General features: G+C 67.0%; 22 protein-coding genes, 1 tRNA gene and 1 pseudogene. 13 read left to right on the top strand and 11 right to left on the bottom strand.

The window, feature by feature from the left end; all coding sequences use genetic code 11:
- Positions 1-117 precede the first annotated feature (117 nt).
- A complete protein-coding gene (purL, locus tag DQW50_RS13935; RefSeq protein WP_112079873.1) occupies positions 118-2367 on the top strand; it encodes a phosphoribosylformylglycinamidine synthase subunit PurL in 2250 nt (749 codons plus the stop codon).
- 126 nt (positions 2368-2493) lie between these two features.
- Positions 2494-3699 (top strand): ABC transporter ATP-binding protein, encoded by a 1206-nt coding sequence (locus DQW50_RS13930; RefSeq protein WP_112079872.1) that lies wholly within the window; start codon positions 2494-2496, stop codon positions 3697-3699.
- A 50-nt stretch (positions 3700-3749) separates the two neighbouring features.
- Here DQW50_RS13930 and DQW50_RS18235 read toward each other — a convergent pair whose 3' ends face one another.
- On the bottom strand, positions 3750-3896 hold the full coding sequence (locus DQW50_RS18235; RefSeq protein WP_198664688.1) for a hypothetical protein: 147 nt from the start codon (positions 3894-3896) through the stop codon (positions 3750-3752).
- A 124-nt stretch (positions 3897-4020) separates the two neighbouring features.
- On the opposite strand from DQW50_RS18235, the gene DQW50_RS13925 reads away from it, so the two are divergent.
- Together DQW50_RS13925 and DQW50_RS13920 are read left to right on the top strand one after the other, a co-directional pair.
- The gene (locus DQW50_RS13925; RefSeq protein WP_112079871.1) at positions 4021-4623 is read left to right on the top strand and encodes a hypothetical protein; all 603 of its coding nucleotides are present in this window, start codon (positions 4021-4023) and stop codon (positions 4621-4623) included.
- A complete protein-coding gene (locus DQW50_RS13920; RefSeq protein ID WP_112079870.1) occupies positions 4601-4876 on the top strand; it encodes a hypothetical protein in 276 nt (91 codons plus the stop codon). Before DQW50_RS13925 ends, DQW50_RS13920 begins: the two co-directional genes overlap by 23 nt.
- Positions 4877-5036: 160 nt before the next feature.
- Here the strand turns inward: DQW50_RS13920 and DQW50_RS13915 are convergent.
- Together DQW50_RS13915 and DQW50_RS13910 are read right to left on the bottom strand one after the other, a co-directional pair.
- A pseudogene (locus tag DQW50_RS13915) lies at positions 5037-5330 on the bottom strand (DUF3368 domain-containing protein); the annotation flags it as partial.
- A 9-nt stretch (positions 5331-5339) separates the two neighbouring features.
- On the bottom strand, positions 5340-5630 hold the full coding sequence (locus DQW50_RS13910; protein WP_112079868.1) for a UPF0175 family protein: 291 nt from the start codon (positions 5628-5630) through the stop codon (positions 5340-5342).
- Positions 5631-5784: 154 nt separating this feature from the next.
- On the opposite strand from DQW50_RS13910, the gene DQW50_RS13905 reads away from it, so the two are divergent.
- Positions 5785-5928, top strand: coding sequence for a hypothetical protein (locus DQW50_RS13905; protein WP_241964437.1), 144 nt, complete (start codon positions 5785-5787; stop codon positions 5926-5928).
- Positions 5929-6744: 816 nt separating this feature from the next.
- Here DQW50_RS13905 and DQW50_RS18530 read toward each other — a convergent pair.
- The 3 genes from DQW50_RS18530 to DQW50_RS13880 form a co-directional block, all read right to left on the bottom strand.
- Positions 6745-7371, bottom strand: coding sequence for a hypothetical protein (locus DQW50_RS18530; RefSeq protein ID WP_241964436.1), 627 nt, complete (start codon positions 7369-7371; stop codon positions 6745-6747).
- A gap of 407 nt (positions 7372-7778) precedes the next feature.
- Positions 7779-8876, bottom strand: a complete 1098-nt coding sequence (locus DQW50_RS17645) for a hypothetical protein (RefSeq protein ID WP_127341339.1) — start codon at positions 8874-8876, stop codon at positions 7779-7781.
- Positions 8877-8981: 105 nt separating this feature from the next.
- Entirely contained in the window at positions 8982-9560 is a 579-nt protein-coding gene (locus tag DQW50_RS13880; protein WP_112079867.1) for a hypothetical protein, read from the bottom strand.
- 449 nt (positions 9561-10009) lie between these two features.
- Between DQW50_RS13880 and DQW50_RS13875 the strand changes: the two genes are divergently transcribed.
- The 5 genes from DQW50_RS13875 (at position 10010) to DQW50_RS13855 (ending at position 15479) form a co-directional block, all read left to right on the top strand.
- Positions 10010-11602: a CARDB domain-containing protein gene (locus DQW50_RS13875; protein ID WP_112079866.1), complete on the top strand. Its 1593-nt coding sequence runs from the start codon at positions 10010-10012 to the stop codon at positions 11600-11602.
- Between the two features lie 146 nt (positions 11603-11748).
- The gene (locus DQW50_RS13870; protein ID WP_241964435.1) at positions 11749-12783 is read left to right on the top strand and encodes a hypothetical protein; all 1035 of its coding nucleotides are present in this window, start codon (positions 11749-11751) and stop codon (positions 12781-12783) included.
- A gap of 69 nt (positions 12784-12852) precedes the next feature.
- Positions 12853-14013: a signal peptidase I gene (locus tag DQW50_RS13865; RefSeq protein WP_112079865.1), complete on the top strand. Its 1161-nt coding sequence runs from the start codon at positions 12853-12855 to the stop codon at positions 14011-14013.
- Between the two features lie 5 nt (positions 14014-14018).
- A complete protein-coding gene (locus DQW50_RS13860; protein WP_112079864.1) occupies positions 14019-15359 on the top strand; it encodes a DUF5305 domain-containing protein in 1341 nt (446 codons plus the stop codon).
- A gap of 47 nt (positions 15360-15406) precedes the next feature.
- Positions 15407-15479, top strand: a tRNA-Gln gene (locus tag DQW50_RS13855).
- 259 nt (positions 15480-15738) lie between these two features.
- Here DQW50_RS13855 and rdfA read toward each other — a convergent pair.
- The 4 genes from rdfA to DQW50_RS13835 all read right to left on the bottom strand — a co-directional run bounded on the left by rdfA (position 15739) and on the right by DQW50_RS13835 (position 20118).
- On the bottom strand, positions 15739-16335 hold the full coding sequence (gene rdfA, locus DQW50_RS13850; RefSeq protein ID WP_112079863.1) for a rod-determining factor RdfA: 597 nt from the start codon (positions 16333-16335) through the stop codon (positions 15739-15741).
- A gap of 103 nt (positions 16336-16438) precedes the next feature.
- Complete coding sequence (locus DQW50_RS13845; RefSeq protein ID WP_112079862.1) at positions 16439-18364, bottom strand: archaea-specific SMC-related protein; 1926 nt, start codon at positions 18362-18364, stop codon at positions 16439-16441.
- A gap of 281 nt (positions 18365-18645) precedes the next feature.
- A complete protein-coding gene (locus DQW50_RS13840; RefSeq protein ID WP_112079861.1) occupies positions 18646-19488 on the bottom strand; it encodes a phosphatase PAP2 family protein in 843 nt (280 codons plus the stop codon).
- Between the two features lie 75 nt (positions 19489-19563).
- Complete coding sequence (locus DQW50_RS13835) at positions 19564-20118, bottom strand: zinc ribbon domain-containing protein (protein ID WP_112079860.1); 555 nt, start codon at positions 20116-20118, stop codon at positions 19564-19566.
- 93 nt (positions 20119-20211) lie between these two features.
- Here DQW50_RS13835 and DQW50_RS13830 point away from each other — a divergent pair, with 93 nt between their 5' ends.
- On the top strand, positions 20212-21093 hold the full coding sequence (locus DQW50_RS13830; RefSeq protein WP_112079859.1) for a pantoate kinase: 882 nt from the start codon (positions 20212-20214) through the stop codon (positions 21091-21093).
- Between the two features lie 22 nt (positions 21094-21115).
- Here DQW50_RS13830 and DQW50_RS13825 read toward each other — a convergent pair whose 3' ends face one another.
- Entirely contained in the window at positions 21116-22753 is a 1638-nt protein-coding gene (locus tag DQW50_RS13825) for a SufS family cysteine desulfurase (RefSeq protein WP_112079858.1), read from the bottom strand.
- A 118-nt stretch (positions 22754-22871) separates the two neighbouring features.
- Here DQW50_RS13825 and DQW50_RS13820 point away from each other — a divergent pair, with 118 nt between their 5' ends.
- Positions 22872-24263 (top strand): signal recognition particle protein Srp54, encoded by a 1392-nt coding sequence (locus tag DQW50_RS13820; RefSeq protein ID WP_112079857.1) that lies wholly within the window; start codon positions 22872-22874, stop codon positions 24261-24263.
- Between the two features lie 102 nt (positions 24264-24365).
- Positions 24366-25592, top strand: a complete 1227-nt coding sequence (locus DQW50_RS13815; RefSeq protein ID WP_112079856.1) for an MFS transporter — start codon at positions 24366-24368, stop codon at positions 25590-25592.
- Positions 25593-25887: the final 295 nt, after the last annotated feature.

Raw genomic sequence — 25887 nt, 5'->3', positions numbered from 1 at the left:
GTCGCACGAGTCCTCGCGACGGGGGCTCTGGCGGAGTCATCCGCGAAATCTCGCAGTGATACCCACGAACGTGCGCATAGAAAAGCATTAGAACCGGCTCGATAATCACGTAAGTGAATGAGTCTGTCCGAGCCGGACCACGAGCTCGTCGTCGCGGCGCTCGGCCGGGAGCCGACGGCGGCCGAGGCCGCGCTGTTCGAGAACCTCTGGAGCGAACACTGCGCGTACCGCTCCTCGCGTCCCCTGCTGTCGGCGTTCGAGAGCGAGGGCGACCAGGTCGTCGTCGGCCCCGGCGACGACGCCGCCGTGCTGGCGCTACCGACCCCCGAGACGGCCGACGTGCCGCCAGCCGAGCGCGACGCCGACGACTACGGCGACACCTACGTCACGTTCGGGATCGAGAGCCACAACCACCCCTCCTACGTCGACCCGTTCGACGGCGCGGCCACCGGCGTCGGCGGCATCGTCCGCGACACGATGAGCATGGGCGCGTACCCCATCGCCCTGCTCGACTCGCTGTACTTCGGCGGCTTCGGGAGCGAGGAGTCGCGGTACCTCTTCGAGGGCGTCGTCGAGGGGATCTCCCACTACGGCAACTGCATCGGCGTCCCCACCGTCGGCGGCAGCGTCGCCTTCCACGACGGCTACGAGGGCAACCCGCTCGTCAACGTCGCCTGCGTCGGGGTGACGAACGAGGAGCGCCTCGTCACCGCGACCGCAGAGGAGCCCGGCAACGCCCTGATGCTCGTCGGCAACGCTACCGGTCGCGACGGGCTGGGCGGGGCCTCCTTCGCGAGCGAGGACCTCGCCGAGGACGCCGAGACCGAGGACCGGCCCGCGGTCCAGGTCGGCGACCCCTACGCGGAAAAGCGGCTGATCGAGTGTAACGAGGCGCTCGTCGACGAGGACCTGGTCGTCGCCGCGCGCGACCTCGGCGCGGCCGGGCTCGGCGGGGCCTCCTCCGAACTCGTCGCGAAGGGCGGGCTGGGCGCGGCGATCGACCTCGCGGCGGTCCACCAGCGCGAGCCGAACATGAACGCCCTGGAGATCCTGCTGGCCGAGAGCCAGGAGCGGATGTGTTACGAGGTCGACCCCGCCGACGTCGACCGCGTGCGCGAGCTCGCCGAGCGGTTCGACCTCGGCTGTTCGGTCATTGGCGAGGTGACCGAGGGCAACTACGTCTGTACGTTCGACGGCGAGACCGTCGTCGACGTCGACGCCGAGTTCCTCGCGGAGGGCGCGCCGATGAACGACCTCCCGTCGACGGAGCCGACCCGACCCGAGCGCGACCTTCCCGACCCCGACCTCGAGACCGCCTTCGAGGCGGTCGTCTCGGACCCCAACACCGCCAGCAAGCGCTGGGTGTACCGGCAGTACGACCACGAGGTCGGGACGCGGACCGCGATGAAGCCGGGCGACGACGCCGCGATCGTCGCGATGCGCGAGGTAGCCGCGGGCGCGAGCCCGGAGAACCCGGAGCCGGTCGACGACGACGGAACCGACCCGGCATCGAACCCCGACGACACGACCGGCGTCGGGCTCGCGCTCTCCTCGGGCGCGAACCCCCGTTGGACGAGCGTCGCGCCCTACGACGGGGCGCGCGCGGTCGCGCTCGAGAACGCGACGAACCTCGCAGCGAAGGGGGCGACCCCGCTCGCCGCGGTCGACTGTCTCAACGGCGGCAACCCCGAGAAGCCGGACGTGTACGGCGGCTTCGAGGCGATCGTCGACGGGCTCGCGGACGCGTGTGCCGCCCTCGACGCGCCCGTCGTCGGCGGCAACGTCTCGCTGTACAACGACAGCGTCGCGGGGCCGATCCCGCCGACGCCGACGCTCGCACTGCTCGGCACGCGCGCGGGCTACGACGCCCCGCCCGCCCGGCTCGACGGCGACGCCGCGGAAGACTCCGAACTGCTCGTCGTCGGCCCGTCCGGCGACGCGCTCGGCGGTTCGGCGTATCTCGCGGCTGTCGGCGGGACGGACCGGTTCCCGGCGCTCCCCGACGACCCCGCGGAGCTCGTCTCGTCGCTCGCGTCGATCGCGCGCCACGGGGGTACGCTCGCGACCCACGACGTGAGCGACGGCGGGCTCGCGGTCGCGCTCGCCGAACTCGTCCGTGACGGCGCGGGCGCGGACGTCTCGCTACCCGACCACCCGACAGCCTTCGAGGAGACGCCCGGACGGGTCGTCGTCCAGACGACGGACCCCGACGCGGTCGCGGAGCTGGCCGGCGACCGCCCCGTCTTCCGGCTCGGGGACGTGACGACCGACGGGACGCTGTCGCTGTCGGTCGGCGACGAGTCGATCGCGGTCGACGCCGACGCGATCCGGGAACTCCGCGGCGTGATCGAGCGCGAGCTCGCCTGAGCCGGGCGGATCGCCGCCGGTCGAACCTCTCTCGGCCCGAGCCGCCGCGAACGACACGCTTTTAGGTTCTCCTAAAATATGTCGTCGCAACGAACTGGTGCCGCCCAGCTCGGCACTCGAACTCACATGGCTCACTCCGAACAGACCGACTCACGGCAGGTGGTGGACCGCCCAGGGGCGACGTCGTCCGCGTCATCCACGGCGGCCACGGACCGGCCCGCCGACGGGACTTCGCCCGACGACGTACCCGAGGGGTCGCCCACAGCGGAGCCCGTCCTGACGCTCTCGAACGTGACGAAGGAGTTCGGCCCCGAACGCGCCGTCGACGGGGTCTCCCTCGACGTTCGCTCCGGCGAACTGCTCACCTTCCTCGGTCCCTCCGGCTGCGGGAAGACCACGACCCTCCGGATGGTCGCCGGGCTCGAGGAGCCGACGACGGGGTCGATCACCCTCGCCGGCGAGACGGTCGCCGACGCGGACGCCGGGGGGACGTCCGTCGCGCCCGAGCGCCGCGACGTGGGCATCGTCTTCCAGAACTTCGCGCTGTTCCCGCACCTCACCGTGCGCGAGAACGTCGCGTTCGGGCTGGAGGACGCCGACGAGGCGGAGACGGAAGCCCGGGTCGACGAACTGCTCGAACTCGTCGAGATGACCGAGCACGGCGAGAAGACGCCCGACCAGCTCTCCGGCGGGCAGAAACAACGGATCGCGCTGGCGCGGTCGCTCGCGCCCGAGCCGGACGTGCTCCTTCTCGACGAGCCCTTCTCGAACCTCGACGTGCGCCTGCGCGTGGAGATGCGCGAGGAGGTCCGCCGCATCCTGAAGGCCGCGGGCGTCACCGCGATCTCGGTCACCCACGACCAGGAGGAGGCGCTGTCCATCTCCGACCGTGTCGCCGTGATGAACGACGGCTCCATCGAGCAGGTTGGCCGCCCCGAGGGCGTCTTCGAGCGGCCCGAATCGAAGTTCGTCGCCTCCTTCCTCGGGCGGGCGTCGTTCCTCGAGGGGCGCCTCCGGGAGGGGCAGGTCGAGACGGGCGTCGGGCGGTTCAACGCCGCCACGCTGGAGGGATACGACACGACCTACGACGGTGCGCCCGTCGACGTGCTCGTCCGGCCGGACGACCTGCGCGCGACGCCCGCCGACGAGGACGTCGCCGACGGCGTCGTCGTCTCCAGACAGTACGTCGGCCCCTCGTTCATCTACCGGGTCGAACTCGACTCCGGCGAGGCGGTCCACTGCCTGCACAACCACGTCGAGGAGTTCGAGCTCGACCAGTCGGTGAGCATCGACCTCATCGCGGACCACCCGCTGGCGTGGTACCCGCGGTAAGCGTTTCGAGAAGTAGCGTTCCTCGACTGAGTCCTTGCTCGTCCGGGCGTCTAGATCAGTAGCGCCGGGAGCACGTACGCGAGCAGTAGGCCGACGAGCGTGACCGCAGCGCCGATGCCGACCTCGCGGCCACCGAACGCCTGCATCGGGGCGGTCACGCGCTTCTCCGGGTCGGGTTCGTGGGAATGGTCGTCCATGCTCGCGAGTGTGACCGCCGGATACAAAAACGCACCTGAACGGCTCGAGAGCGGTCGTGGAGATCGAGTGGATGTGGGCCACGCCGGTACGGAGGTTTATTCGAGTCCCCCGTGAGGGTCCGGTATGGGTGGCGTCGAACTGACTGACGACGGACTCGTCGTCGATCGGGAGCCGAATCGCCTCGACGACCTCGCGATCGAGTTCTCTCGCATCCTCTCGCGTCTCGACGTCGACCACGTCTTCGTGGCGGGCTACGTGGCTATCCTCGCCGGCCGGTCACGGTCGACCGAGGACATCGACGTGTTCATCGAGCGATGCCCAGCCGACCGGATCGACGATCTCGTCGCCGAACTCGAACGGGAAGGGTACTGGGGGCCCGCGATGCCGCTCTCCGAGACGTACGGGAACCTCTCCAACGGGACGAACGTCTGGGTCGCACCGGACGGCGAGATGACCCCGCACCTCGAAGTGAAATTCCCCGGTGACGAGTTCGATCGTGCCTCCCTCGATAACGCGATCGACGCACACGTCGGCGGCGAGACGGTACCTATCGGACCGCTGGAGCTTCAGATCGCGTACAAGCTCTCGCTCGGGGGACGGACCGACCTCGAGGACGCCGCACACCTCTACACGGTGTTCGGAGAAACGCTTTCCCGGACCCGCCTCGAAGCGTGGGTCGAACGACTCGACGTCGAGGACCGCTATGCCCGACTCACGAACGCCTGATGCGGACTCGAACTCCGACGCCGACCCCGAGCGACCGCCACGCTACGAGCAGGTGATCCGGTGGGCCGAGTACGTCAACACACACCCGCCGGAGGTGTGGGGGCCACAACAGAACGCGGTCGTGAACGGACAGCTCGAGAGCGCGCAGGCGGTCGACGTGAGCGCCGAGGACAGAACACGAATCCGGGAGTTCGCGGACGAGGTGTTGCGGGCTGAAGGTGAGGGCGGTGACGAAAATACCGGCGAGGAGTAGATCGACACCCGAACTCAGCCGTAGAGTATCTCGTCGATGTCCGCTTCGTCGGTCGCGACCCCGGAACTGACCCGAACGCGCTGCATTCGTTCCTTTTCCTCCTCTGATAGCGGGAGCGACGATACCATATCGATGTCTCTCTCACGAGCCGCAATAGTCGTTACTCGAACGACTCCAGCTTCCCGACGAGCTTCGTGTACACGTCCGGTGCCACGTACCAGCCGTGATCGATCATCGCGTCGATGGCGTCACGCCCCTCCGCCGTCGACAGCGCGCCGCCCTTCACGGCTGTGAGGAGGAGGTACGCGGTCCCGCGCGTCTCGACGTCCTCCACTTCGGCCGCGGAGCGCCCGGCCGACTCGTCCATCACGGCGACCGCGTCGCGGGCGTCCACGCAGGCCAGGACCGCGACGTCGGCGTCGCTCAACCCCGGATGCCGCGCGAGCCGTGTCGAACACCCGGCTCACAGTTCGTCGAGGTCGCCCTCGAGGTGGTCACCCGAGACCCACGCGGCGTCGCTCTCCTCGACGAGTTGCGCGAACTCCCAGACGGAGAGATCGACGAGTTCGGTGGCCTTCGACAGCGACAGTTCCCCGTCGGCGAAACGGTCGAGCGCGCGCTCCCTGCGCCCCTCCTCGAGCCCCTCAGAGAGGAGTTTCCTGATCCCCGTGCTCCGGTCGAGGCGCTCCTCGTCGAGGTACGCCTCGAGTTCGGATTCGAGGTCGTCGGGGACCCGGGTGGAGATGGTGGGCATACTGTTTGCTATGTGTACGATGTATTCATAGGTTTCGGGTGTTGTGTTCTTCCGTCTGTCTGTGGGTGTGGATGACCCGACTCGCTGTCGGAACCGTTTCTCATGTTCAACTTGGTGAATTTGGCACACGTCGCGGAGCGAATTCCTCCGACACGTGATCCAGGACGCGACGGAGCATCCCGGCGCGTCGCGCGACATGCTGGCGAGCATCGCGGCCGAGGAGTACGCGATGCGGAAGGACGAGAGCGAGGCCGTCTCTCGCGACGAGGTCGTCGAACTGATCGATGACGAGGAGTGACAACTGGATGTAGGAGTTCCGGCCGCCCGCTGTGCGGACGTTCGATGGGCTCGATGCGGCGATACAGAGCGCTGTATCGTCTCGAAGCTCGATGACATAGTGACCGACGAGTGGCGGAACCTACCCGAGTATATCGAACCGCTTTCGGGCGTTCCACACGGAAGGTCCGTATCGGTGACTTTCGGTTGGGGCCTCCGCGGATCGCGATCGAAGGGTCGTGGTGATCTACGACATCGAGCACCGATCGGGTGCGTACCGTCCCGGTGATGACTGATAATCGATTCGGACGCCATGAGCGACTCACGAACGCCTGAGGATGACTCAACTGAGGCGGCGATCCCGAGCGCTCGCCCCGCCACGAGTAGGTTATTTGGTGGACAGAGTACGTCAAAGAACACCCGACTAAGGTGTGGGGGGCCACAGGGGAACGCGGTCGTAAACGAACAGTTAGCCAGTGCGCAGGTAGACGATGCGGGCGCCGAGGGGAAGTAGCAGATTTGGAACTTGCAGATGACATGTTGGTGTCGGAATGCGTGCAAGTCGGATACGAAGATAATGCGAACGAGGCGTAGACCAACATTTGACTGCTCAGACGTATCTTATTTTACCGATCTACGCGTTGTAGATCGTGGTCATAAAAACCTTCATGACTAGTGATGGTTCTTTAATTATTCTCTGATCACTTTGTTACGGCTTCCCTGATGTAACTCACCAACTATGTTATCCCAGACGAAATAACTTAAATTAAGTATTTTAAATACTTAATAGAATAATTCTATTTCATTAATTATCGTAAATAGTCGAAAATTCTGGTTTTTATTCTCCTCCGATAACGTCCGATAATTCAGATGCGTTACCAACTGTGGCCGCGTGAATAGTTAGTGTTCCACCCGCAGATTCGTTGGGCGAGTCACCCGTCTCTATTTTCACATCGATCACGCACGACCCTGGTTGGCTGATTCGTGGAATGTTACTTGTTGAGCTGTAATCTCGGGCCATCAACGACTGGCCAGCATTTCCTTCAAAAGTACCGCTTTCTCCACTAGCTGTTAGTGTCACTTCTCCATCGAAACCTTCCGATTCGACGACGAAATCAAGCTGACCGAACCCTCCAATATTACTGACAGTAAATACTTCGGCAAAATTGTATTCGGCGTTCGGGTTGAGGCCCTTCCCGTCAACCGAACCGATGATTTTGGAACCATCGAGTGCCTCGTCATTAAAGAACAACTCCAACTGTCCATCACTCTCTTCGGCGTACCTGCTTGACGCTCCCGAGACGCCGTTCCCTTCGGTAATCTCGATGAATCCCTCGGAGTCAGCCGAGATCTCGACCCTTGCGGTACGCTCGGCCGAAGCAGTCTCGAACGCCCCGGTACCCACTGCCGCCGCGCTACCCGTTGCCAATGCACCCAGACCGATTACGAATTTGCGTCGTTCCATGGTTTGTCTACCTCTGTTACCGCACGCGACCCGCGTTCGGGGACACGGGACATCCCGCGTCACCCCGGGTCGCTCTACTTCACCCATGGGGAGTATCCACTATCGTTATGAGTCGGCAGAAGAATTTCTGGAGAGAGTTGAATCGCTTCTGAGGAGGTCTGTAACCATTCTGGGTGTTCCTGAACCGGATTCAGGGGCCTCCTGCGGAGGGGCGTGGACAGTTTCGAAACGAGAGCACGGCAGAACCGCCCCCTGATCTCGTCGAGATGTTTTCTGGTGTCGTTCACCAGATCGGGATCTCGATCCTCTCTCTTTGCGAATCCTCGACGCTGTACGATGAAACGTCGAAAATACGTCGGAAAAATGCGGGTCGTGTCGTCAGAAAGCGTCGTGAATCCGTTGTACGCTTAGTTGCCGCTGTTGCTGTCGCCGTTATTGTTGCTGTCGCCGTTATTGTCGTTGTTGCCGTTCTCGTCGTTGTTGCTGTCGCCGCTATTGTCGCTGTTGCTGTTATTGCCGCTGTTGCCGTTCTCGTCGTTGCTACTGTTATCGCTGTCGCCGTTCTCGTCGTCCTCAGTCGATTCCGACGAACTCTGGTACGATCCCTCGACGATCTCCTGTCCTGCTCCGGTTCCCCAGCTATCGGGTAGCTCGCCGTCGTCCACGTCGTATTCGGGATGAACGAACGTTTGATTGGTCTCGGTGAAGTACACGGCGACGAGATTTCCGCTCGGGGTTCCGTCGAACGAGTGTTTCAGTTTCTTTTCGGTGTTCCAATGGAACGAACCTTCCACGCGGGCGTCGTCGAGATCGAGATCGGTGTTCTCACCCGGCTCGACGAACCACGCTTCCGTTTCGAGCGTGCGCCCTCCCGCGGACGCATCCGCGTTTCCGGCTCCGCGGAAGGTGACCTCCGATACCGGTTCGATACTGGTCACTTCGAACTCCCGTGTACCGCCGAACAGTTGCGCGCTGATGCTTCCCTTGACGCCTTTCAGGGTGACCGTCACTTCGACGTCGACGCTCTCGCCGGCCGGAACGTGCGCGTCCGCGACGATCCGAACCCATTCGCCCGGGCCGAACGCGTCGGCGTCGTTCGCGTCCGGGAAGCCGCTACTCGTCGAGCCGCGTTCGATCGCCACGTGGTCCTCGTCGACGTCGGCGAAGTGCTCCTCGTCGAATTCCTCGTCGGGATCCTCGGGGACCTCGTATCGCTCGACGGCGACGTTTCGCAATGCGTCCTCGTCCTCGTATTCGACGCCGACCAAGGCGAGTTCCTGGGTGCCACCGAACTGGTTCCGAATTCGAACGAGCGTGATCTCTTCGCCGTCCTCGGTCTCCGCACCGTCGCTCGGCTTCTCGTACCGGATAAACGCGTCCTCGTCGTTCGTAACGTTCACCGAAACCCCACGCTCGGCCTCCATACTGCTGAACGCCCCCGTCCCGACGCTCATCGCGCCGGAGCTCGCACCGCCGACCAGGAGGATGAGGTTTCGTCGTTTCATATGGCCCCTCTCGGATCGGTCAACGTGGTCTATCCGTATGGTTATGCGTCGCCGGAAGACCGGTACGGAGTGCCTGAAACCGAAGCGAGCAGGTCGATACCGCTCTCACCGGAGCTCCGGCGGCTCCTCCAGCTCCCCGACCTTCATCTCCTCGGTGTAGTACTTGTGTGCGGCCGCGGAGAACATGAACGAGACCACGATCGCCAGCGCCCACGCGAGCGGCGGGAGCAGGGTAAAGGGCCACGCGCCCACCCACACCGCCGCGACGAGCGCGAGCGCGACCCCCGATAAGCCGAGGTAGTACTCGCTCCAGGGGATCTCCTTGCCCTCGACCACGTCCATGTACAGGTCGACGTTCCGGAGCGCCTCGGTGGGCTCGATGACCCCGCGGTCCTTGTTGAACTCGACGACGCCGGCACGGTCCATCTTCGGCAGGTGCGACTGCTGGAGCGCCGTGTAGACGCGCTTGCGGTCGCTGCCCGTGATCTCCGCCATGTCGACGTCGTTCTCCCAGGCCGCGATCTGCTCGGCCATCTCGCCTATCTCCATCGTCTGTTCTTCCCGTTTCAACAGGTGGACCGCGAACCGTCGACGCTGGTTCGCGAGCACCTCGTACAGCTCGTCGTCGGTGATGTCGATACCGACGTCAGAGGGCCCCCCGTCGATCTGCTGTGCCGACGCCATTTACGTCTGACACATATGAATTGGACTACATAAATCCTCGGATCGTGATGTGGAATTGAAAATTCACCGGGAATATAATACGGATACGGATCGATCGGCTAAATCCAGAATTTCCGCGTTCAGAGGCCTGAAAACGCCGTTATCTGATCTGATTATTTTCGAATCAAAATCGGAAATCGCGGGTATCTACCCAAAAACTTACACGTACTTTGCCGGATCTCACGGCTTCAGACCACTCCTGAACGGCCGGCGACCGGCCTTCAAGCCGAGCCTGAAACCCGTTCTCGTACCCGCTTCACACCGGTCTGCGGACGAGTTCGGAACGCTCCCGCGTTCGCGACGAGCGGACGGCCTCTCCCCCGTTCGCCTCGCGAACGTGGTCACCCTTCGCCGAGTTCAGACTCCCCATAACTACACCCCCTGGTGACTAACCCCTCTTCGACAGCCGTATGCCGACCGCCCGCCGTACCGTGATCCTCGCCGTCCTCCTCGTAGCTGTAGGGTCGCTCGCGTTCGCGACGGGCGCGACGGTCCTCGATGGCGAGGCCGACACCCTCGCGGACGATCGCGTCGCGGTCCAGCCCGCGGACGGCCCCAACGGCGACTACGCGTACCTGAACGACGACGACGAGATCGTGATCGACGTCTCGGCGACGAACCCGAACCTCCGGAACGCCAGCTTCGAGGGCGTCAACGTCGACGCCGAGGGGACCATCGACGACGTCTTCACGATCACCTACACCGCCGACCGGAGCGCTGAGGTATGGATCGAACGGGACGGCGGCGACCACGACGGAAACCTGACGTTCGTCCATGCGGAGGGCCCGATCGAGAACGAGACGAACGGCGTCACCCTCGGTCCCAACGAGTCCGTCTCGGTCGGCCTCCGGTTCGACACGCACGGCGCGGAGGCGGGCACGAGCCTCGGCCCGGGCGAGTTCTCGATCCACGCGAACGTCACGGACCCGGAGTCGACGGCGATGACGGCGACGACCGCGGACGACGACTCCGAGTCGTCGGGTCCGAGGGTCCTCGTCACGGGGTCGGGAGCCGAGCGAAGCCTCAACGCGACCGGCATCGACCTGGATGACACGGTCCGGTTCGAGACGGACCGGATACCGATCAACGGTACCGACGTCACGCTCGACCGCCTCGACCTCGAGGGTGTCTCGGTCGAGAGCGTCGACATGACCGCCAACGGTAGCCCCGAGCCGTTCGCGGAGGCTGGCGAGCTCGAGGCGCCACAGGAGCCGATCCCGCTCGGTTACCTCTCTCTCGCGTACGACTTCGACCCCGAGAGCGTCGAGTCGATGCGCCTCCGGTTCAGTATCGACCGCGACGCCCTCGGCGACACCGACCCCGAGGACGTGGCCGTCCTCCGCCGGAGCGACGACGACGGGTCCGATGACTGGGAACCCCGCGAAATCGAGGTGCTCGACGAGGAGGCCGTCGAGAGTCGTGGGCTCCCCGCGGATCGGGTCCACTTCGTCGCGGCCACCCGCGACTTCTCGACGTTCGCGGTGGCGGCCCACATCGATCGGATCGGCGTCAGCGACGCCGACCTCGCCGACGACGCCGTCGAGGCCGGGGGCGAGACGACCGTGACGGCGACCGTCGAGAACACCGGCGGCACGGCCGGCGAGGAGACCGTAGCACTCACTGCCGACGGCGAGACCCTCGCGTCGACGGACGTGGAACTCGCCCCGGGCGAGTCGACGACCGTCACGTTCCCGGTCGCGTTCGGGGCCGACGGCGTGTACGACCTCGCGGTCGACGGGACCTCTGCCGGACCCCTCGTCGTCGGTGACGGGACCGACTCGGGCGACGGTGGAACCGAAGCGGGAACCGACCCGGCCGGTGAGGACACGGGCTCGGACGACGCGGAGCAAGGGAGTGACGGCGACGAGACCGACGACGCCCCGAGGAACCCCTCCCTCGAGGAACCCGGTGGGTTCGGGTTGGAAGCGCTCGCCGGCGTCACCGGCCTGATCGCCCTGCTGCTCGGGGTGCTGGCACTGTTCCGCCGGGTGCCACGGTCCTGACCGTGCGCCCGTTGGAGCCCTCCCTTCCCGTGTCCGACCCGGTCCCCTCGGCGGGTTCGACCGTCCCGTTCGTCACCGAAGCCATCGGTCGCCGAGGATGTACTCGGGGCGACAGGAATATACCCCGGCCGATCGAGGGCGGATTCGTGACGGCGACTTCGCTCGATACGGCCGACGGCGGGGACGATCCGACGGCCCGTGACGACGATTCGACGCTCCTGGAAACGCTCCTCGCGCGCGTCCGGACCGTCGACCTCCTCGTCCTGTTCGCCGTGCCGGTCGCGCTCCTCGCGGTCTTCGCCTTCCCGGAGGCGACCCGCCGATCGCTCGCGTTCGCGTACCACGACCCGACCGTCCGATCGGCGTTCACGGCCCACTACGTCCACCTCGAAGCCGATCACCTGCTCGCGAACGTCTTCGCCTACGCCCTGCTCGCGGGCGTCGGCTACCTGCTGGCGGTGGCCGCCGGACGGCGTCGGTTCTTCTTTACCGCCTTCGCGACGTTCTGTCTCGCGTTCCCGTTCGCGCTCTCCGCGCTGAACCTCGCCGTCCCGCGGCGGGCGATCGGCTTCGGTTTCTCCGGCATAAACATGGCGTTCGCGGGACTTCTCCCGCTTCTGCTCGCAGTGTTCGTCCACACGCACCTCTCGGGTCGTGGCCTCGCGTCCGCGGACCTGCCGCCGCGATCCGAGACACCGGACCTGCCGCCGCGATCCGAGACACCGGACCGCGTCCCGCTCTCCGACTCCACGGCGGTTCGACTGCTCCCGGCGACCTTCCTCGTCGTCGCCGGCTGGATCGGAACGCTGGCGTTGCCGGCCTCGACCGAGTTGCCGGGACTCGTCGGCCCGGGCGTCCTCCTCGGCGGAGTGCTTCTCGGTGCGCTCGGCGTGCTGTCGACCCCGCCGGCGCGCCGACCGTCACTTCGGGACGGCCTCGGTCGGGTGGTCGACCGGCGCGGGTTCGGCGACCTCTTCGTCGGCGGCGCGGTCCTGGCGGTCGCGTATCCCGTCGTCGGGTTCCCCGCGGAGCCGTCGGTCGACGGGAGCGTGATCAACCTTTACGTTCACCTCCTCGGCTTCTGTCTCGGGTTCATCGGGCCGTACACGCTGCTCGCAGTGGGCGTCTTCGACGACCGGTCGCCCCGACCCGGGGGTCGCTCCGAACCCCGAACCGATTGACACGACCAGCGAATTTATCACACACCGATGATTGCGTACTATCGAACCCGGTTGCTTCCTGATTGACACATGTCTCCCCGACGATTCTTCTCGATCGGCCTACAGGTCGCGGCGGTCCTCGTCGTGCTCTCGCTCGTCGTCGGGCAGTTCCTCGGCCAGCCGATCCTCCTGAGCTTCGTCGAGACGGGGAGCATGCAGCCCACGCTCGCCCCCGGTGACGGGTTCGTCGCGATCCCCGCGCCGGTCGCCGGGGGGATCGGCGTCGGCGACGTCGTGACCTTCGACGCCCAGGAGATCGAGGGCGGCGGGCTCACGACCCACCGGGTCGTCGAGGAGACCGAACGCGGCTACATCACGCAGGGCGACAACAACCCCTTCACCGACCAGGACGGCGGCGAGCCGGTCGTCCAGGAGGCCGACGTCGTCGCGAAGGCGCTCGCCGTCGGCGGAAACGTGGTCGTGATCCCGCACCTCGGCACGGTCGCCATGGCGTTCCAGTCGTCGATGGAGGGGGTCCAGACGTGGCTCGCGGTGACGTTCGGCGTCAGGTCGTTCCAGGGGACCCAGGGGCTCGCGTACCTCCTCTTCGGGCTCTCGATCGTCGCGTACGTCGCCGACTGGGTGCTCACGGGATCGACCCGCGACCGCCCGGAACGGGACCGCTCCCGCGACGACGGCACCTCGGTGACGGCCATCCTCGCCGTGCTCGCGCTCGTGTTGATGGCGACCGCGACGGCGGCGATGGTCGTTCCCGGCGGCACCCAGGAGTACGGCGTCGTCAGCGCGGAGTTCGAGTCCGACAGGCCCACCGTAATCGAGCGGGGAACGAGCCAGGAGGTGGAGTACGTCGTCCCCAACGCGGGGCTCGTTCCGGTTCGGACGTACGTCACCCCGGCGAGCCCCGGCGTGACCGTCGAACCCCAGCGGGTCGCGGTCGGCCCCCGCAGTGAGGGGTCGACCACGGTGACGCTGACGGCCCCCGACGAGACCGGCTACTACCGGATGTTCGTGGTCGAGCACCGGTACCTGGCGGTGTTGCCGCCGGCGGTCATCGACGGCCTCTACGAGGTCCACCCGTGGGCCCCGATCGTCGCGATCGACGCCCTGCTCGGCGGTGGCATCCTCCTCGCCGGCTTCGCCCTGCTCCGTGGCGAGCCGGCACGGCTCCGGAGCCGCGAGTCGCGCCGGACGACCCCGCTCCACCGACGCCTCCTCCGAAAACTCTACTGATACCCATGAGCACGCCTCCAGACCCCGACGATCACACGTCCGCGGGACCCGACGACACCCGGCTTCGACTCCGCGCGTTCCTCGACGCACAGTTCACCGTCCTCCTCGTCGTCTGTCTCCTCGTCGCCGTCGCCGGCGGGGCGCTCGTCTACACGACCCACGTCGATCCAGGCACGGAGACGCAGACGCGAACCGTCTCCTCGTGGACCGTCGAGACGGGGTACACCCACAGCGCCGAGGTGACCGAGCCGAGCCCCGTCTTCTCGATCGGCGACGAACTCACGGACCGCGAGACGTACTTCGCGACGATCGCCCCCGAGCTCGACGTCGCTGCCGAAGTCGTCTACGCTGCCGACTCGGCCGAGGACGTCGACGTCGCGGTCGACTCGGAGCTGGTGGTCCGAAACGTCGGCGAGGAGGGGGTGGTCTACTGGGAGCAGAACGAGACGGTCGACTCGACGACCGCCGAGGGCGTCGACCCGCGCGAGACCGTCTCCGCCCCCTTCACGCTGAACAGCACCGCGATCGACGGGCGGGTCTCGGCGATCGACGAGCAGCTCGGCGCGTCGCCCGGCGAGACGGAGACGTTCGTCGTCACCGACGTCGAGGTGGCGGGCACGCTCAACGGTCAGGACGTCACGTACACGCGTTCGGTCGAGTTCGGGATCTCCCACGAGGGGGACACCTACACTGTCTCCGACCCCGGCGTCCAGTCGGACTCGGACGACCAGCAGGTCACGGAGGCCGTCGAGCGGACGTACGGCCCGCTTCGGGGCGTCGGCGGCCCCGCGTTGCTGGTCGTCGGCCTCCTCGGCGCCGCCGGACTCGTCTACGGGCGCTACGGCGGCTCCTTCGACGTGAGCGAGGCCGAACGGGCGTACCTCTCGTACCGCGACGACCGTTCGGAGTTCGACGAGTGGATCACGCGGGTCCGGCTCCCCCCGGCGGTCTACGACCGGCCGGAGGCGCACGCCGAGGAGCTACGCGACCTCGTCGACTTCTCCATCGACAACGACACCGGCGTCGTCGAGGACCCGAACACCGGGGCGTTCCACGCCGTCGCCGGCGAGTTCGTCTACACCTACCGGCCGCCGTCCGTGCCCGTCGCCGGGGGGCTCGACGACGACCCGGAAACGGGAGACGGTTCCGGCGACCCGAGCGTGGACGGCTCCGATGTGAAGGGATCCGACGTGGGGGAGGGGACTGACGAGGGGTCGGGCCTGTTCACGGGGTCGCTCCTCGGTGGCGGATCGGATAGCGGCGACTCGGACGACGAAGGCGATCCCGACGACGGCGCCGACGAGAGCGGGGAGGGCACGGACGACCGTTCCGACCGGGGATCGTAACCCTGGAAAGTAACCTACTTGAGGCCGGCCCGGTTAGGTCCGATCGCAGTCCCGTGGTGTAGTGGCCAATCATAATGGCCTTTGGAGCCATTGACGGCGGTTCGAATCCGCCCGGGACTACTTTGCGCCGAACACGTTCGTGAGGCGCGGGTATCCTCGGCGGGTCGAACCCAGAGGACGAGCGGATTCGAGTCCTCGCGGTTCGAATCCGCCCGGGACTACTTCTGCCGGGAGCAACACCGCGAGCGGCGTATCTCTCGCGAATTGGGGGCTGGTGACGGGAGGAGTCGTTGTGGGTCGACTCCGCCCCACGGTTTATACACCGACACCAGACATACCAAAATAACATATATACTGTGGATATTATATTTAGTCGTGTTTAGCAGTCACATCCGCCTCGTCGGAACAGTTCCCCGGCAGCGTAGTCGGACCCGCACTCGGGGCAGACGGCGCGGACGTCCACGAGTATCTCGTATCCGTCGTGGTCGAGCGCGCCGGACGAGGCGAGCGACGAGACCGCCTTCTCGGTCACGACGGTCACGCGGCCTTGGAGCTTTTCCACCGTCTCGACCTTGCGGTCCACGGGGTCGACGTCGTTCTCGGGTAGCGTCGCCCCCCGGTCCTTCGTGAGGTAGGTGTGGATCGCCTGGTGGGTAACGAAATCCCCCTCCACGGTCTCCGGGTCGACGCCCTCGCGTTCGAGCCGACGGCGCGCGCGGTTCACCTCCGGTCCGGCGTCCGACCGGAGCGATTCGTACGTCCCGACCACCTCGAAGTCGAGCGGAGCGCCGCCCGCCCGGCGGAGCGCAGCCTCCAGGACGGCCTGGTTGAACTCGTCGGCGAGGTCACGGAGGCTGGTTCGCTCGCCCGATACACCCGTCCACTCCTCCTCGAGCCGTCTCCCGATCCCGTCCAGATCGTACTCGCGGATAACCCGTGCTACTTTCGTCGCCGGCTTGTCGGTCCGAGCGGTCATACCCTCGATATCCTCCTCTCCATTACAAAGTTAACGGTGTAATAGCCCTGTCCGGTCGACCGTGTCCGACGTCGGGGTGTTCCGTACGTGGATCGACCGTCGGTCAGTCGATGTCCTCGATGTACGCGTACTCCTCCGAGAGCGCGGCAGCGTCCCCCGGGAGGAGGGCCGTCACGAAGTAGTCCCCGTACTCGCGGAAGTAGTCCACGACGCGGGCGATCCGTTCCGAGTCGATCGATTCGAGCGAGTCGAGGAGGACGAACGGCACGAGCTCGTGGACGTCGTGGACGAGGTAGCCGGCGAGCGCGAACACGAGCCCTGTGACCTCGCGTTCGCTCTCTGAGAGGTGATCGACCGTGTCCTCGTACGCCGTCCCGTCGGGCGCCGAGCGCACGATATGGAGTTCAAAACGGGTTCGAGACACCTTCCGACGCCCCTCCAGAACCTCGGTCTCGCGCCGTTCGATCCAGATCCGGTCGAGGTTGTCGTACCCGAGGATCCCGAGTACCGTCTCCATGTGCTCGTTGAACGCCTCCACGGCACCCTCCTCGACGCGGTCGACACGCGTTCGGAGCTCGGTCAGCCTGTCGGCGAGCGCCTCGCGTTCCTCGCGGAGCTCGTCGCGGTCGTCGATGGCCGTCTCGAGGTCGTCGATCTCGGCGTCGAGGTCGTCGATCGTCGACTCCAGCCGCTCGATCCGGAGCTCGATCCCGTTGATCTCGCGGTGGAGGTCGAGCGCCTCGTCGTGGCCGTCGACGTCGATCTCCTCCGCTTCGGCCTCCAGTTCCGCGATCTCGTCCCGTTTCGCCTCGATCGCCGTCTCCAACTCTTCGATCCGCGCTCGCGTGGTCTCCGTCTCGGTTTCGATCTCCGAGAGCCGGTTCTTCGTTCGCTGGCGCTCGCGCTTCCTCCGCTGGATCTGCGACTGTTTGTCGGTGAGTTCGTCGATCTCGGCGCGCACCTCCTTGCGCTCGTCGAGCTTCTCCGAGCGGAGGCGCTGGAGGTCCTCGAGCGTTCCCTCTATCTGTTCGGTCTCCACCTCCGAACCGCAGGTCCAACAGACGGTCTCGCTGTCGGCCGTCAGCGCGTTCGTGGGGTCGTCGGTTCCCACGACGTCGAGCCCGTCACCCTCCAACAGTTCCTGATTGAACCCGATGACGCTGCTGAGTTCGCTGACCGTGTCGTCGAGCGAGCGCTTGCGCCGCCGGAGCTCGTCGATGCGCCCCGCGAGCCGGTCGGGGTTCCCCGCGTTCTCCTCCTTCTCGGCGAGCGTCGCCTCCAGCTCTTCGCGTTCGCGCTCGTATTCCGCCAGCGTCGAGCGCTCGGTCTCGAGGTCGAACTCCAAGTCCTCCAGCTCCGAGCGGGCGTCACGAACGCGCTGGAAGGCGTCCTCCAGCTCCCGTTTTTGTGACCGACTCTCCTCGACGCCGGTGTCGAGCTCCTCTAAGCGCGCCCGTGCGTCGGCCAGTTCCTCGCGGGCGTCGGCCAGCTCTTCACGTTTCTCCCGGCGCTCCTCCTCCAACCTAGGGCGCTCGCGTTCGAGTTCGTCGAGCCGATCGATCTCGTCCTCCAACTCGTCGCGCTCCCGCTTACACGACTCGATCTCGGCTTCGATCCGGTCCGTGTCGATGGGCCGCATGATGATCTCCCGGAGGTCGTCGCCGCGCGCGACGGCCTGGCGCGCCTCGTTGTTCTCGAGGAGGAACGCGAACAGGTCGGCGAGTTCAGGGTCGTCGAGGTAGGGGTCCCCGCCGAACGTAACCGTGCCGCCGTGCCGCGTGAGCGTCCGCGTGTACGTCTCATCGCCGATCTCGAGCGTGACGGCACCCTCCTCGGCGTCCCCCTTCAGCGAGCTTCGGTCGCTGCCGAGGCCGGCCATCAGCGCCTGGAGAAACGAGGTCCTGTTCGTCGCGTTCCGTCCGGTGAGGACGGAGACACCTGACGGAATCGTTACCGCCGTCTCGTCTATCCCGCCGATGTTGCGGACGTCGACGCGCACGTCCGGCAGGACGACTTGCTCGGTAGACATAGAGACGTATCGGGTGCTGTGAGTGTTAAATGTATGCGTCGCCGGCGATCCGCGACTGACGTCGTGGGACCGCTCCCCAGTGACGGCGACGCTGAACGCCGAATCCGACACGTTCCCTGAACGGTTGATATAGTCTTGGTATCTTATATATTCGCTTTAAAACCATATATCTGATGTTTTTCTCTCCAGTTTTCACGACTCCGTGGCAAGCGTCCGAACGTCGTCTCCGTGTGGCCCGGCGTCTTCCAGTTCCGCTGGGAACCGTTCGGCCTCGTGAGAAACTACCACACGCTCCGACCGCCAGCTCGGTCGACGATCCGTCCCGCGACGGCGACGCTGACGACAGCGAGAGCGACGCCGGCGACGACGTCGGTCGCCCAGTGGATCCCGAGGTACATCGTCGCGATCACGATGCTGCCTGCGAGGAACGCGGCCACGGGCGTCCACCGCGGGAACTCCTCGTGGGTCGAAACGGCGACGAGGAGGACGGTCACCGAAAGCGCCGTGTGAAGCGAGGGGAACACGTTCGTCTCGACGTTCACCCGCGCCGTGAGCTGTGTCACCTGCCGGAACGAGTCGAGAAGCGGCTCCCCGACGCGCGCCGCGTTCGGGTCCGCTCCGGGCAGGCGGTGGTAGTTTCGCGGACCGTACGCCAGCACCGCCGCGTAACAGCCGATCGCTGCGGTGTAGTTGACCGCGTACGCCGCCACGAGCGTCTTCAGTGGCCGGGGATTCTCGGCGAACAGGTACGTCACGAACGGGAAGACGAGCAGAACGACGTACCCGATCACGTACACGGGCGCGAAGTAGTAGAGTCCCCAGTCGGGGATCGCTCCCTGGAGGGTCGCGACGAAGTCCCCCTCGACGGCGTAGAACCACGCGGTCGCGTCCACGCCGTACCGTCGAGAGAACGCCTCGAGCCGGTCGAGGAGTCCCTTGTTGACGAGCAGTACGACCCCCAGCCCGCCGACGTAGGGACCGACCGCCCGGAGTCGACGGCGGAGGTGTTCACGGTCCTCGGCGACCGACTGAACCCGTTCGATCCCGACGCACGCCGGGAACAGGAGGGCGAAACACGCGAGGGTGACTCCCGCGACCAGCGTGGCGAGCGCCGCGAACAACATCGGTTCTCCGGGGTTACGACCGGGTAGACATGACTCCTGCGCTCCCGGCGAGATGGGGGATCGCGAACGAGCCACCTACTCGGCGTCGTCCCACGGGAGCGGCTCCGTACACCAGTGACAGAAGTCCAGGGTCGCGTCGGTCTCGCGGCCACAGTGCGGACACTCGACGTTCGCGGGTTCGCTGGCGGGTGTTTCGGCGGTCGTCGCCGTCGCGTCGCTCGTCCCGAGGCCGTCCGATTCGGTACCTCTCGCCCCGAGTCCGTGGCGACCGACGGCGTCCTCCTCGCTTCCCTCCGCAGCGTGTCGACGTATCGCCGCCGTCGCGGCGTCGGCCCGGTCCGCCTCCGCGGCCTGCGAGCGCGCCACGAGGAACGCGTCCACCGCGGAGAGCCCGACGAGCACCGATATCGGCAGGGCGATCTCGGGGGGGATCCCGGCTGTGACGTCGGCGATCGACTCGCTCGGGTCGACGGGGTCCGCATCCGAGAGGCTGTACAACGCGAGCGCCCCGCCGACGACCGTCACGTGCCACACTATCGCCCGCCCGAGCCGCCCCAAGAACAGGTGTCCGAGGCCGGGGACGAACGTCGCCAGGAGGGCGGCGACCGGCGCGCGGAGGCTACGTCGCATGTCGTCCGCTTCTCGGGGCCGATACTTACCGGCTACGGTGGCGGACGGTCGCCGATAACAACCGTTAATCAGGGGCTTCGCGTGCGGAGATACATGAACGGGAAGCGGGCGACCGCGTTCGTCCCCGGCCACGTCACCGCCTTCTTCAGTGCACACCCCGCCGCGGACCCGGCTGCCGCGGGCTCCCGCGGTGCCGGGTTGACCCTCTCCGACGGCGTCGACGTGACTGTCACGCTGGCCGACGACGCGTCCGCCGTGGGCGGCACTGCCACGCTCACCCTCGACGGCGAGTCGGCATCGATCGGTGCGGTCGCGGACGTGCTCGCAGCGCTCGACGTGCGGGCGCAGGTGGTCCTCGAGACCGACCTCCCGGTCGGGGCCGGCTTCGGCGTCTCGGGGGCGTCAGCGCTGGGGACGGCGCTCGCCGCCAACGCGGTCGCCGATCGGGGGCGCTCCGAGAACGAACTCGTTCGTCTCGCTCACGAGGCCGAGGTCGAACGCGGAACCGGGCTCGGCGACGTGGTCGCACAGGCGCGTGGCGGGATCCCGATCCGTGTCGAGCCCGGCGCACCGGGCCACGGCGAACTGGACGGGATCCCCGCACACACCCGCGTCGAGTACGTCACGTTCGGTGAGCTCTCGACCGAGGCGGTGCTCGCGGGCGACACCGCCGTACTCACCGAGGCCGGCGAGCGCGCCCTCTCCCGGCTCCGTGCCGATCCACGAGTCCCTACCCTGATGGACGCCTCCCGCGAGTTCGCGGAGCGGGCCGGGTTGCTCGTCCCCGAAGTCGCCGAGGCGATCGACGCGGTGGACGCGGTCGAGGCCGACGACGGACCCGGGACGGGCGCGGCGATGGCGATGCTCGGTCGCACCGTCTTCGCGCTCGGGACCGGGCTCTCCGACGCCGGCTACGACCCCACGGTCTGTCACACCCACCCGGCGGGCGCGCGGGTAATCGACGGGGACGGGTAACCGACGCGGGCCGTCTCCGCTGTCAGTCCGTTCTCGTGGTCACCGGCCGTCGCTCGTCGAGGTGGTCGCGCGCGGCCTCGGCGATCACCTCGGCGGGGCCTCGAACGCACTCGCGGCGCAGGTCCGGGTAGTGGCCGTCGACGAGCTCCTCGATCATCGCTTCGGCCTCCAGCGCACGCCCGATCGGCTCGCCGGTCAGCGCCTCCGAGACCATGCTCGCGACCGCGGTGCTCACCGCACAGCTCTCGCTCTCGAACCCGATCTCGGCGACCGTCCCGTCGTCGTCGAGCTCCACGTAGAACTCGCCGTCGTCGCCACAGGAGGTCTCCGCGGAGTGTTTCGTGAACGTCGGGTCGGCGATCGTGCCCGCGTTCCGCGGCGAGCGGTAGTGGTCGGAAAAGCGGTCGTGAAAGCGGTCGGACGCGACCAGCTCGTCGCGGCGCTCCCGGGCGTTCTCCAGCGCGTCGAGGAGGGCGTCGACCTCCCGTTCCGTGTTGTAGACGTAAAACGACGCCCGCACCGAGCCCGGGATGTCGAGGCGGTCGTGGAGCGGCTGGGTACAGTGGTCGCCCGCGCGGACGGCGATGCCGCGGTCGTTCAGTATCGACGAGAGGTCGTGGCCGTGAACGCCGTCGACGTTGAACGAGACGAGCCCGGAGCGCTCCTCGCCGGGCGGGACGCCGTAGACGGCCACGTCGTCGCGCTCGCCGAGCCGCTCCATCGCGTACTGGGCGAGGTCGTTCTCGTGGGCTGCGACCCGATCCATCCCGATCCCGTCGAGGTAGTCGGCGGCGGCGGCGAGCGCGATCCCCTCGGCTATCGGCGGCGTCCCGGCCTCGAACTTCCAGGGCGGCCGGTTCCACGTCGACCCCTCGAAGGTGACGTGGCGGATCATCTCGCCGCCGTAGAGGAACGGCTCCATCTCCTCGAGGAGGTGGCGTTTCCCGTAGAGCACGCCGATCCCGGTCGGGCCGGCCATCTTGTGGCCCGAGAAGGCGAGGAAGTCGGCGTCGAGCGCCTCCACGTCGACCGGGCGGTTCGGCACCGACTGGGCGCCGTCGAGGAAGACCAACGCGCCGTGGTCGTGTGCGAGGTCGGCCAGCTCGGCGACGGGGTTCACCGTGCCGAGGACGTTCGAGACGTGCGCCACCGACAGCATGCGGGTGTCGTCGTCGATCACTCCGGCGGCGTGGTCCATGTCGAGGTGGCCGTCCTCCTCGACGCGAATATACCGGATCTCCGCGCCGGTCCGTCTCGCGACCTGCTGCCAGGTGACGAGCGAGGCGTGGTGTTCCATCTCGGTCACGACCACGTTGTCGCCGGGGCCGAACTCCTCCATCCCGATGCCGTAGGCGACGAGGTTCATCGCCTCCGTGGCGTTCTTGGTGAACACGACCTCCTCGAGCCCGCCGCTCGCGCCGACGAACTCCGCGATCCGCTCGTGTGCCTCCTCGTAGGCGACGGAGGCCTCGTGGCTCAGCCCGTGGATCCCGCGGTGGACGTTCGCGTTGTACCCCTCGTAGTACTCGCGGAACACGTCGTACACCTGGGTGGGCGTCTGGGTCGTCGCGGCGTTGTCGAGGTAGACGAGCGGTTCGCCGTCGACCTCCCGGTCCAGTATCGGGAAGTCGTCTCGGAGGCTCACGGGGTCGCGGTCCATACGCGAACCAGATACCTGTGATACATAAATATCCCGGCAAGGGAGGAGCTGTGACGGCTCCCGCCCCGCTCCCGCGACGAACGAAGGCTTTACCGCGTGGACCGTCTACCTCCGGCAAATGGTGCTCGACGACCTCGGAACGTCCCTGCGGAGTAGCCTCGACAAGCTCCAGGGGAAAGCGCGGCTCGACGAGGACGACGTCGAGGAGATCGTCAAGGAGATCCAGCGGTCGCTGCTCTCCGCCGACGTCGACGTCTCCCTCGTCATGGAGCTGTCGGACTCGATAGAGACCCGCGCGTTGGAGGAGGAACCGCCCGGCGGCACGACCGCCCGCGACCACGTCCTCAAGATCGTCTACGAGGAGATGGTCGCGCTCGTCGGCGACTCCACCGCACTGCCGTTGGAACCGCAGACGATCCTCCTCGCCGGGCTCCAGGGCTCCGGGAAGACCACCTCCGCCGCCAAGATGGCGTGGTGGTTCTCCACGAAGGGGCTCCGTCCGGCGGTGATCCAGACGGACACCTTCCGGCCCGGCGCGTACGACCAGGCGAAGCAGATGTGCGAGCGGGCGGAGGTCGACTTCTACGGCGACCCCGACGCCGACGACCCGGTCGAGATCGCCCGCGAGGGGATGGCTGCGACCGCCGACGCCGACGTGCGCATCGTCGACACCGCGGGCCGACACGCCCTGGAGGACGACCTCATCGCCGAGATCGAGGAGATCGAACGCGAGGTCGACCCCGACCGGTCGCTGCTCGTGCTCGACGCCGCGATCGGGCAGGGGGCCAAAGACCAGGCCCGCCAGTTCGAGGCGTCGATCGGCATCGACGGCGTGATGATCACCAAACTCGACGGGACCGCGAAGGGCGGCGGGGCGCTCACCGCCGTCAACGAGACGGGCTCGTCCATCGCCTTCCTCGGCGCCGGCGAGACGGTCCAGGACATCGAGCGGTTCGAACCCTCGGGGTTCATCTCGCGACTGCTCGGGATGGGCGACCTCAAACAGCTCTCCGAGCGCGTCGAGCGCGCGATGCAGGAGGCCCAGGAGGAGGACGACGACTGGGACCCCGAGGACATGCTGAAGGGGGAGTTCACCCTGAAGGACATGAAAAAACAGATGGACGCGATGAACCGGATGGGGCCGCTCGACCAGGTGATGGACATGATCCCCGGGATGGGCGGCGGGATGATGGACCAGCTCCCGGACGACGCGATGGACGTCACCCAGGACCGGATGCGCAAGTTCGAGCGGATCATGGACTCGATGACCGACGAGGAGCTGGAGAACCCCCGCGTCGTCGGCCAGGAGCGCACCCGGCGGATCGCGCGCGGCTCCGGCACCGACGAGGAGACGGTGCGCCAACTGCTCGAACAGCACTCGATGATGGAGCGGACCATCCAGCAGTTCCAGGGGATGGGCGAGGGCGACATGCAGCGGATGATGAAGAAGATGGGCGGCGGTGGCGGCCTCGGCGACATGATGGGCGGCGGGAAAGGGCCGTTCGGATGAGCCGGAGGCGGGACCGAACCGCGCCGTCCGACGCCCGTCGACCCGACGGTCAGCCCTGCCGACTCCCGCCATTTTAAGCGTCCGACCGGACAAGGGCGGCCGATGGACTTCAGGCGGCTCGCCGGCTACGACGTCCTGCTTTTGACGGCGGTTCTGTGGTTCCTCGGCAAGTTCCTCCGATACGCGTTCCCGCCGCTCTTCGAGGCGCTCCAGGCCAGCTACGGCGTGAGCAACGCCGCGGTCGGGACGGCGTACACCGGATTCATGCTGGTGTACGCGCTGATGCAGTTCCCGAGCGGCGCGCTCGCGGACCGGGTCGGCGCGGTGCGGGTGATCGTCGCGGGCGCGGCGGTCGCGGGGATCGGGGCGCTCGCGCTCGTCGCCGACACGCCGTTCCTCGCGCTCGCCGCCCTCATGCTCGTCATCGGCGGCGGGACGGGCGCACACAAGACGGTCGCGGTGCGGCTCCTCGCGCGCGTCTACCCGGCGCGGACGGGGCGCGCGCTCGGGGCACACGACACCATCGGGGCGTTGGGCGGCGTCGCCGCGCCGACGGCGGTCGTGCTCTTCGTGTCCGCGCCCCCCGCCCTCGCCGCGCTCCTGGACCGGTTGCCGGGCGCGGACTGGCGCGGGCTGTTCGTCGTCTCGGGGCTCGTCGTCCTCGCGGTGGCGGCCGCGTTCGCCGTGCGCGTCCCGAAGCGACTCCCCGAGAACGCCGACCGCGGGGAGCCACGGGAGGGCCCCGAGCCGACCGCCCGGGAGTACCTCGCGTCGTTCCGCGACCGGCGGCTGACGGCGTTCGTGCTCGCCACGGTCGCCGCCTCGTTCGCGTACAACGGGGCGGTCGCGTTCTTCCCGCTGTACCTCTCGCGAGCTGCCGGGCTGTCCACGTCGACGGCGAGCCTGCTGTACTCGGTGCTGTTCGCCGTCACGTTCGTCCAGCTCGTCTCCGGCGACCTCTCCGACCGGCTCGGCAGGTTCCCCGTGATGGCGGTCGCGCTCGGGCTGGCGGCGGTCTCGCTCGTCGGCGTCGTCCTCCTCGTCGACGCCGGCCCGATCGTCCTCGGCGTCCTCGTCGCAGCGCTCGGGCTCGGCTCCCACGGCTACCGGCCCGTCCGGGGGGCGTACCTGGTCGAGGCCCTCCCCGACCGGATCGCCGGCGGCGGGATCGGCGTCGTCCGCACCCTGCTCATGGGCGCCGGCGCGCTCGCGCCCGGGATCGTCGGCGCGATCGCCGACGTCGCCGGGTTCCGTCCCGCGTTCGCGCTACTCGCCGGCTCGACCACGCTCGCTGCAGTCGTGGTGACGGGGCTGTGGGCGACCGAGTGAGGATGTACTCCCCGATCCCTCGGGCCCGTCGCTCCGTGCGTCCACCCCCTCGGGGAGCGATCCTCCGGATGACGATCCGAGACGAAATCCGCCGATCGATTCTCCTTCTTATTATCTCAGCAACAGTACTGGCCGAACCGGACACCCGTTCGCCCTCTCGTGTTTATCACGACAACTTTTCTTCTGACATCGGTGGGTTTATGTACCATATCTATCGACACTACACCGGACATGGGAGGGAGTAGCACATGATACACGCACACAGTCTAACTACCCGACCCGAGAAGGAGTACGG

Origin of the sequence: Halorubrum sp. 48-1-W (assembly GCF_003287355.1) — an archaeon.
Lineage (GTDB): Archaea > Halobacteriota > Halobacteria > Halobacteriales > Haloferacaceae > Halorubrum.
Note: the sequence above shows the minus strand (reverse complement) of the source record. Positions and strands in the feature narration are given on the sequence as shown.

Coding starts and splice junctions, on each gene's coding strand:
- purL (WP_112079873.1), top strand. CDS start 118: ATGAGTCTGTCCGAGCCGGACCACGAGCTCGTCGTCGCGGCGCTCGGC.
- DQW50_RS13930 (WP_112079872.1), top strand. CDS start 2,494: ATGGCTCACTCCGAACAGACCGACTCACGGCAGGTGGTGGACCGCCCA.
- DQW50_RS18235 (WP_198664688.1), bottom strand. CDS start 3,896: ATGGACGACCATTCCCACGAACCCGACCCGGAGAAGCGCGTGACCGCC.
- DQW50_RS13925 (WP_112079871.1), top strand. CDS start 4,021: ATGGGTGGCGTCGAACTGACTGACGACGGACTCGTCGTCGATCGGGAG.
- DQW50_RS13920 (WP_112079870.1), top strand. CDS start 4,601: ATGCCCGACTCACGAACGCCTGATGCGGACTCGAACTCCGACGCCGAC.
- DQW50_RS13910 (WP_112079868.1), bottom strand. CDS start 5,630: ATGCCCACCATCTCCACCCGGGTCCCCGACGACCTCGAATCCGAACTC.
- DQW50_RS18530 (WP_241964436.1), bottom strand. CDS start 7,371: ATGGAACGACGCAAATTCGTAATCGGTCTGGGTGCATTGGCAACGGGT.
- DQW50_RS17645 (WP_127341339.1), bottom strand. CDS start 8,876: ATGAAACGACGAAACCTCATCCTCCTGGTCGGCGGTGCGAGCTCCGGC.
- DQW50_RS13880 (WP_112079867.1), bottom strand. CDS start 9,560: ATGGCGTCGGCACAGCAGATCGACGGGGGGCCCTCTGACGTCGGTATC.
- DQW50_RS13875 (WP_112079866.1), top strand. CDS start 10,010: ATGCCGACCGCCCGCCGTACCGTGATCCTCGCCGTCCTCCTCGTAGCT.
- DQW50_RS13865 (WP_112079865.1), top strand. CDS start 12,853: ATGTCTCCCCGACGATTCTTCTCGATCGGCCTACAGGTCGCGGCGGTC.
- DQW50_RS13860 (WP_112079864.1), top strand. CDS start 14,019: ATGAGCACGCCTCCAGACCCCGACGATCACACGTCCGCGGGACCCGAC.
- rdfA (WP_112079863.1), bottom strand. CDS start 16,335: ATGACCGCTCGGACCGACAAGCCGGCGACGAAAGTAGCACGGGTTATC.
- DQW50_RS13845 (WP_112079862.1), bottom strand. CDS start 18,364: ATGTCTACCGAGCAAGTCGTCCTGCCGGACGTGCGCGTCGACGTCCGC.
- DQW50_RS13840 (WP_112079861.1), bottom strand. CDS start 19,488: ATGTTGTTCGCGGCGCTCGCCACGCTGGTCGCGGGAGTCACCCTCGCG.
- DQW50_RS13835 (WP_112079860.1), bottom strand. CDS start 20,118: ATGCGACGTAGCCTCCGCGCGCCGGTCGCCGCCCTCCTGGCGACGTTC.
- DQW50_RS13830 (WP_112079859.1), top strand. CDS start 20,212: ATGAACGGGAAGCGGGCGACCGCGTTCGTCCCCGGCCACGTCACCGCC.
- DQW50_RS13825 (WP_112079858.1), bottom strand. CDS start 22,753: ATGGACCGCGACCCCGTGAGCCTCCGAGACGACTTCCCGATACTGGAC.
- DQW50_RS13820 (WP_112079857.1), top strand. CDS start 22,872: ATGGTGCTCGACGACCTCGGAACGTCCCTGCGGAGTAGCCTCGACAAG.
- DQW50_RS13815 (WP_112079856.1), top strand. CDS start 24,366: ATGGACTTCAGGCGGCTCGCCGGCTACGACGTCCTGCTTTTGACGGCG.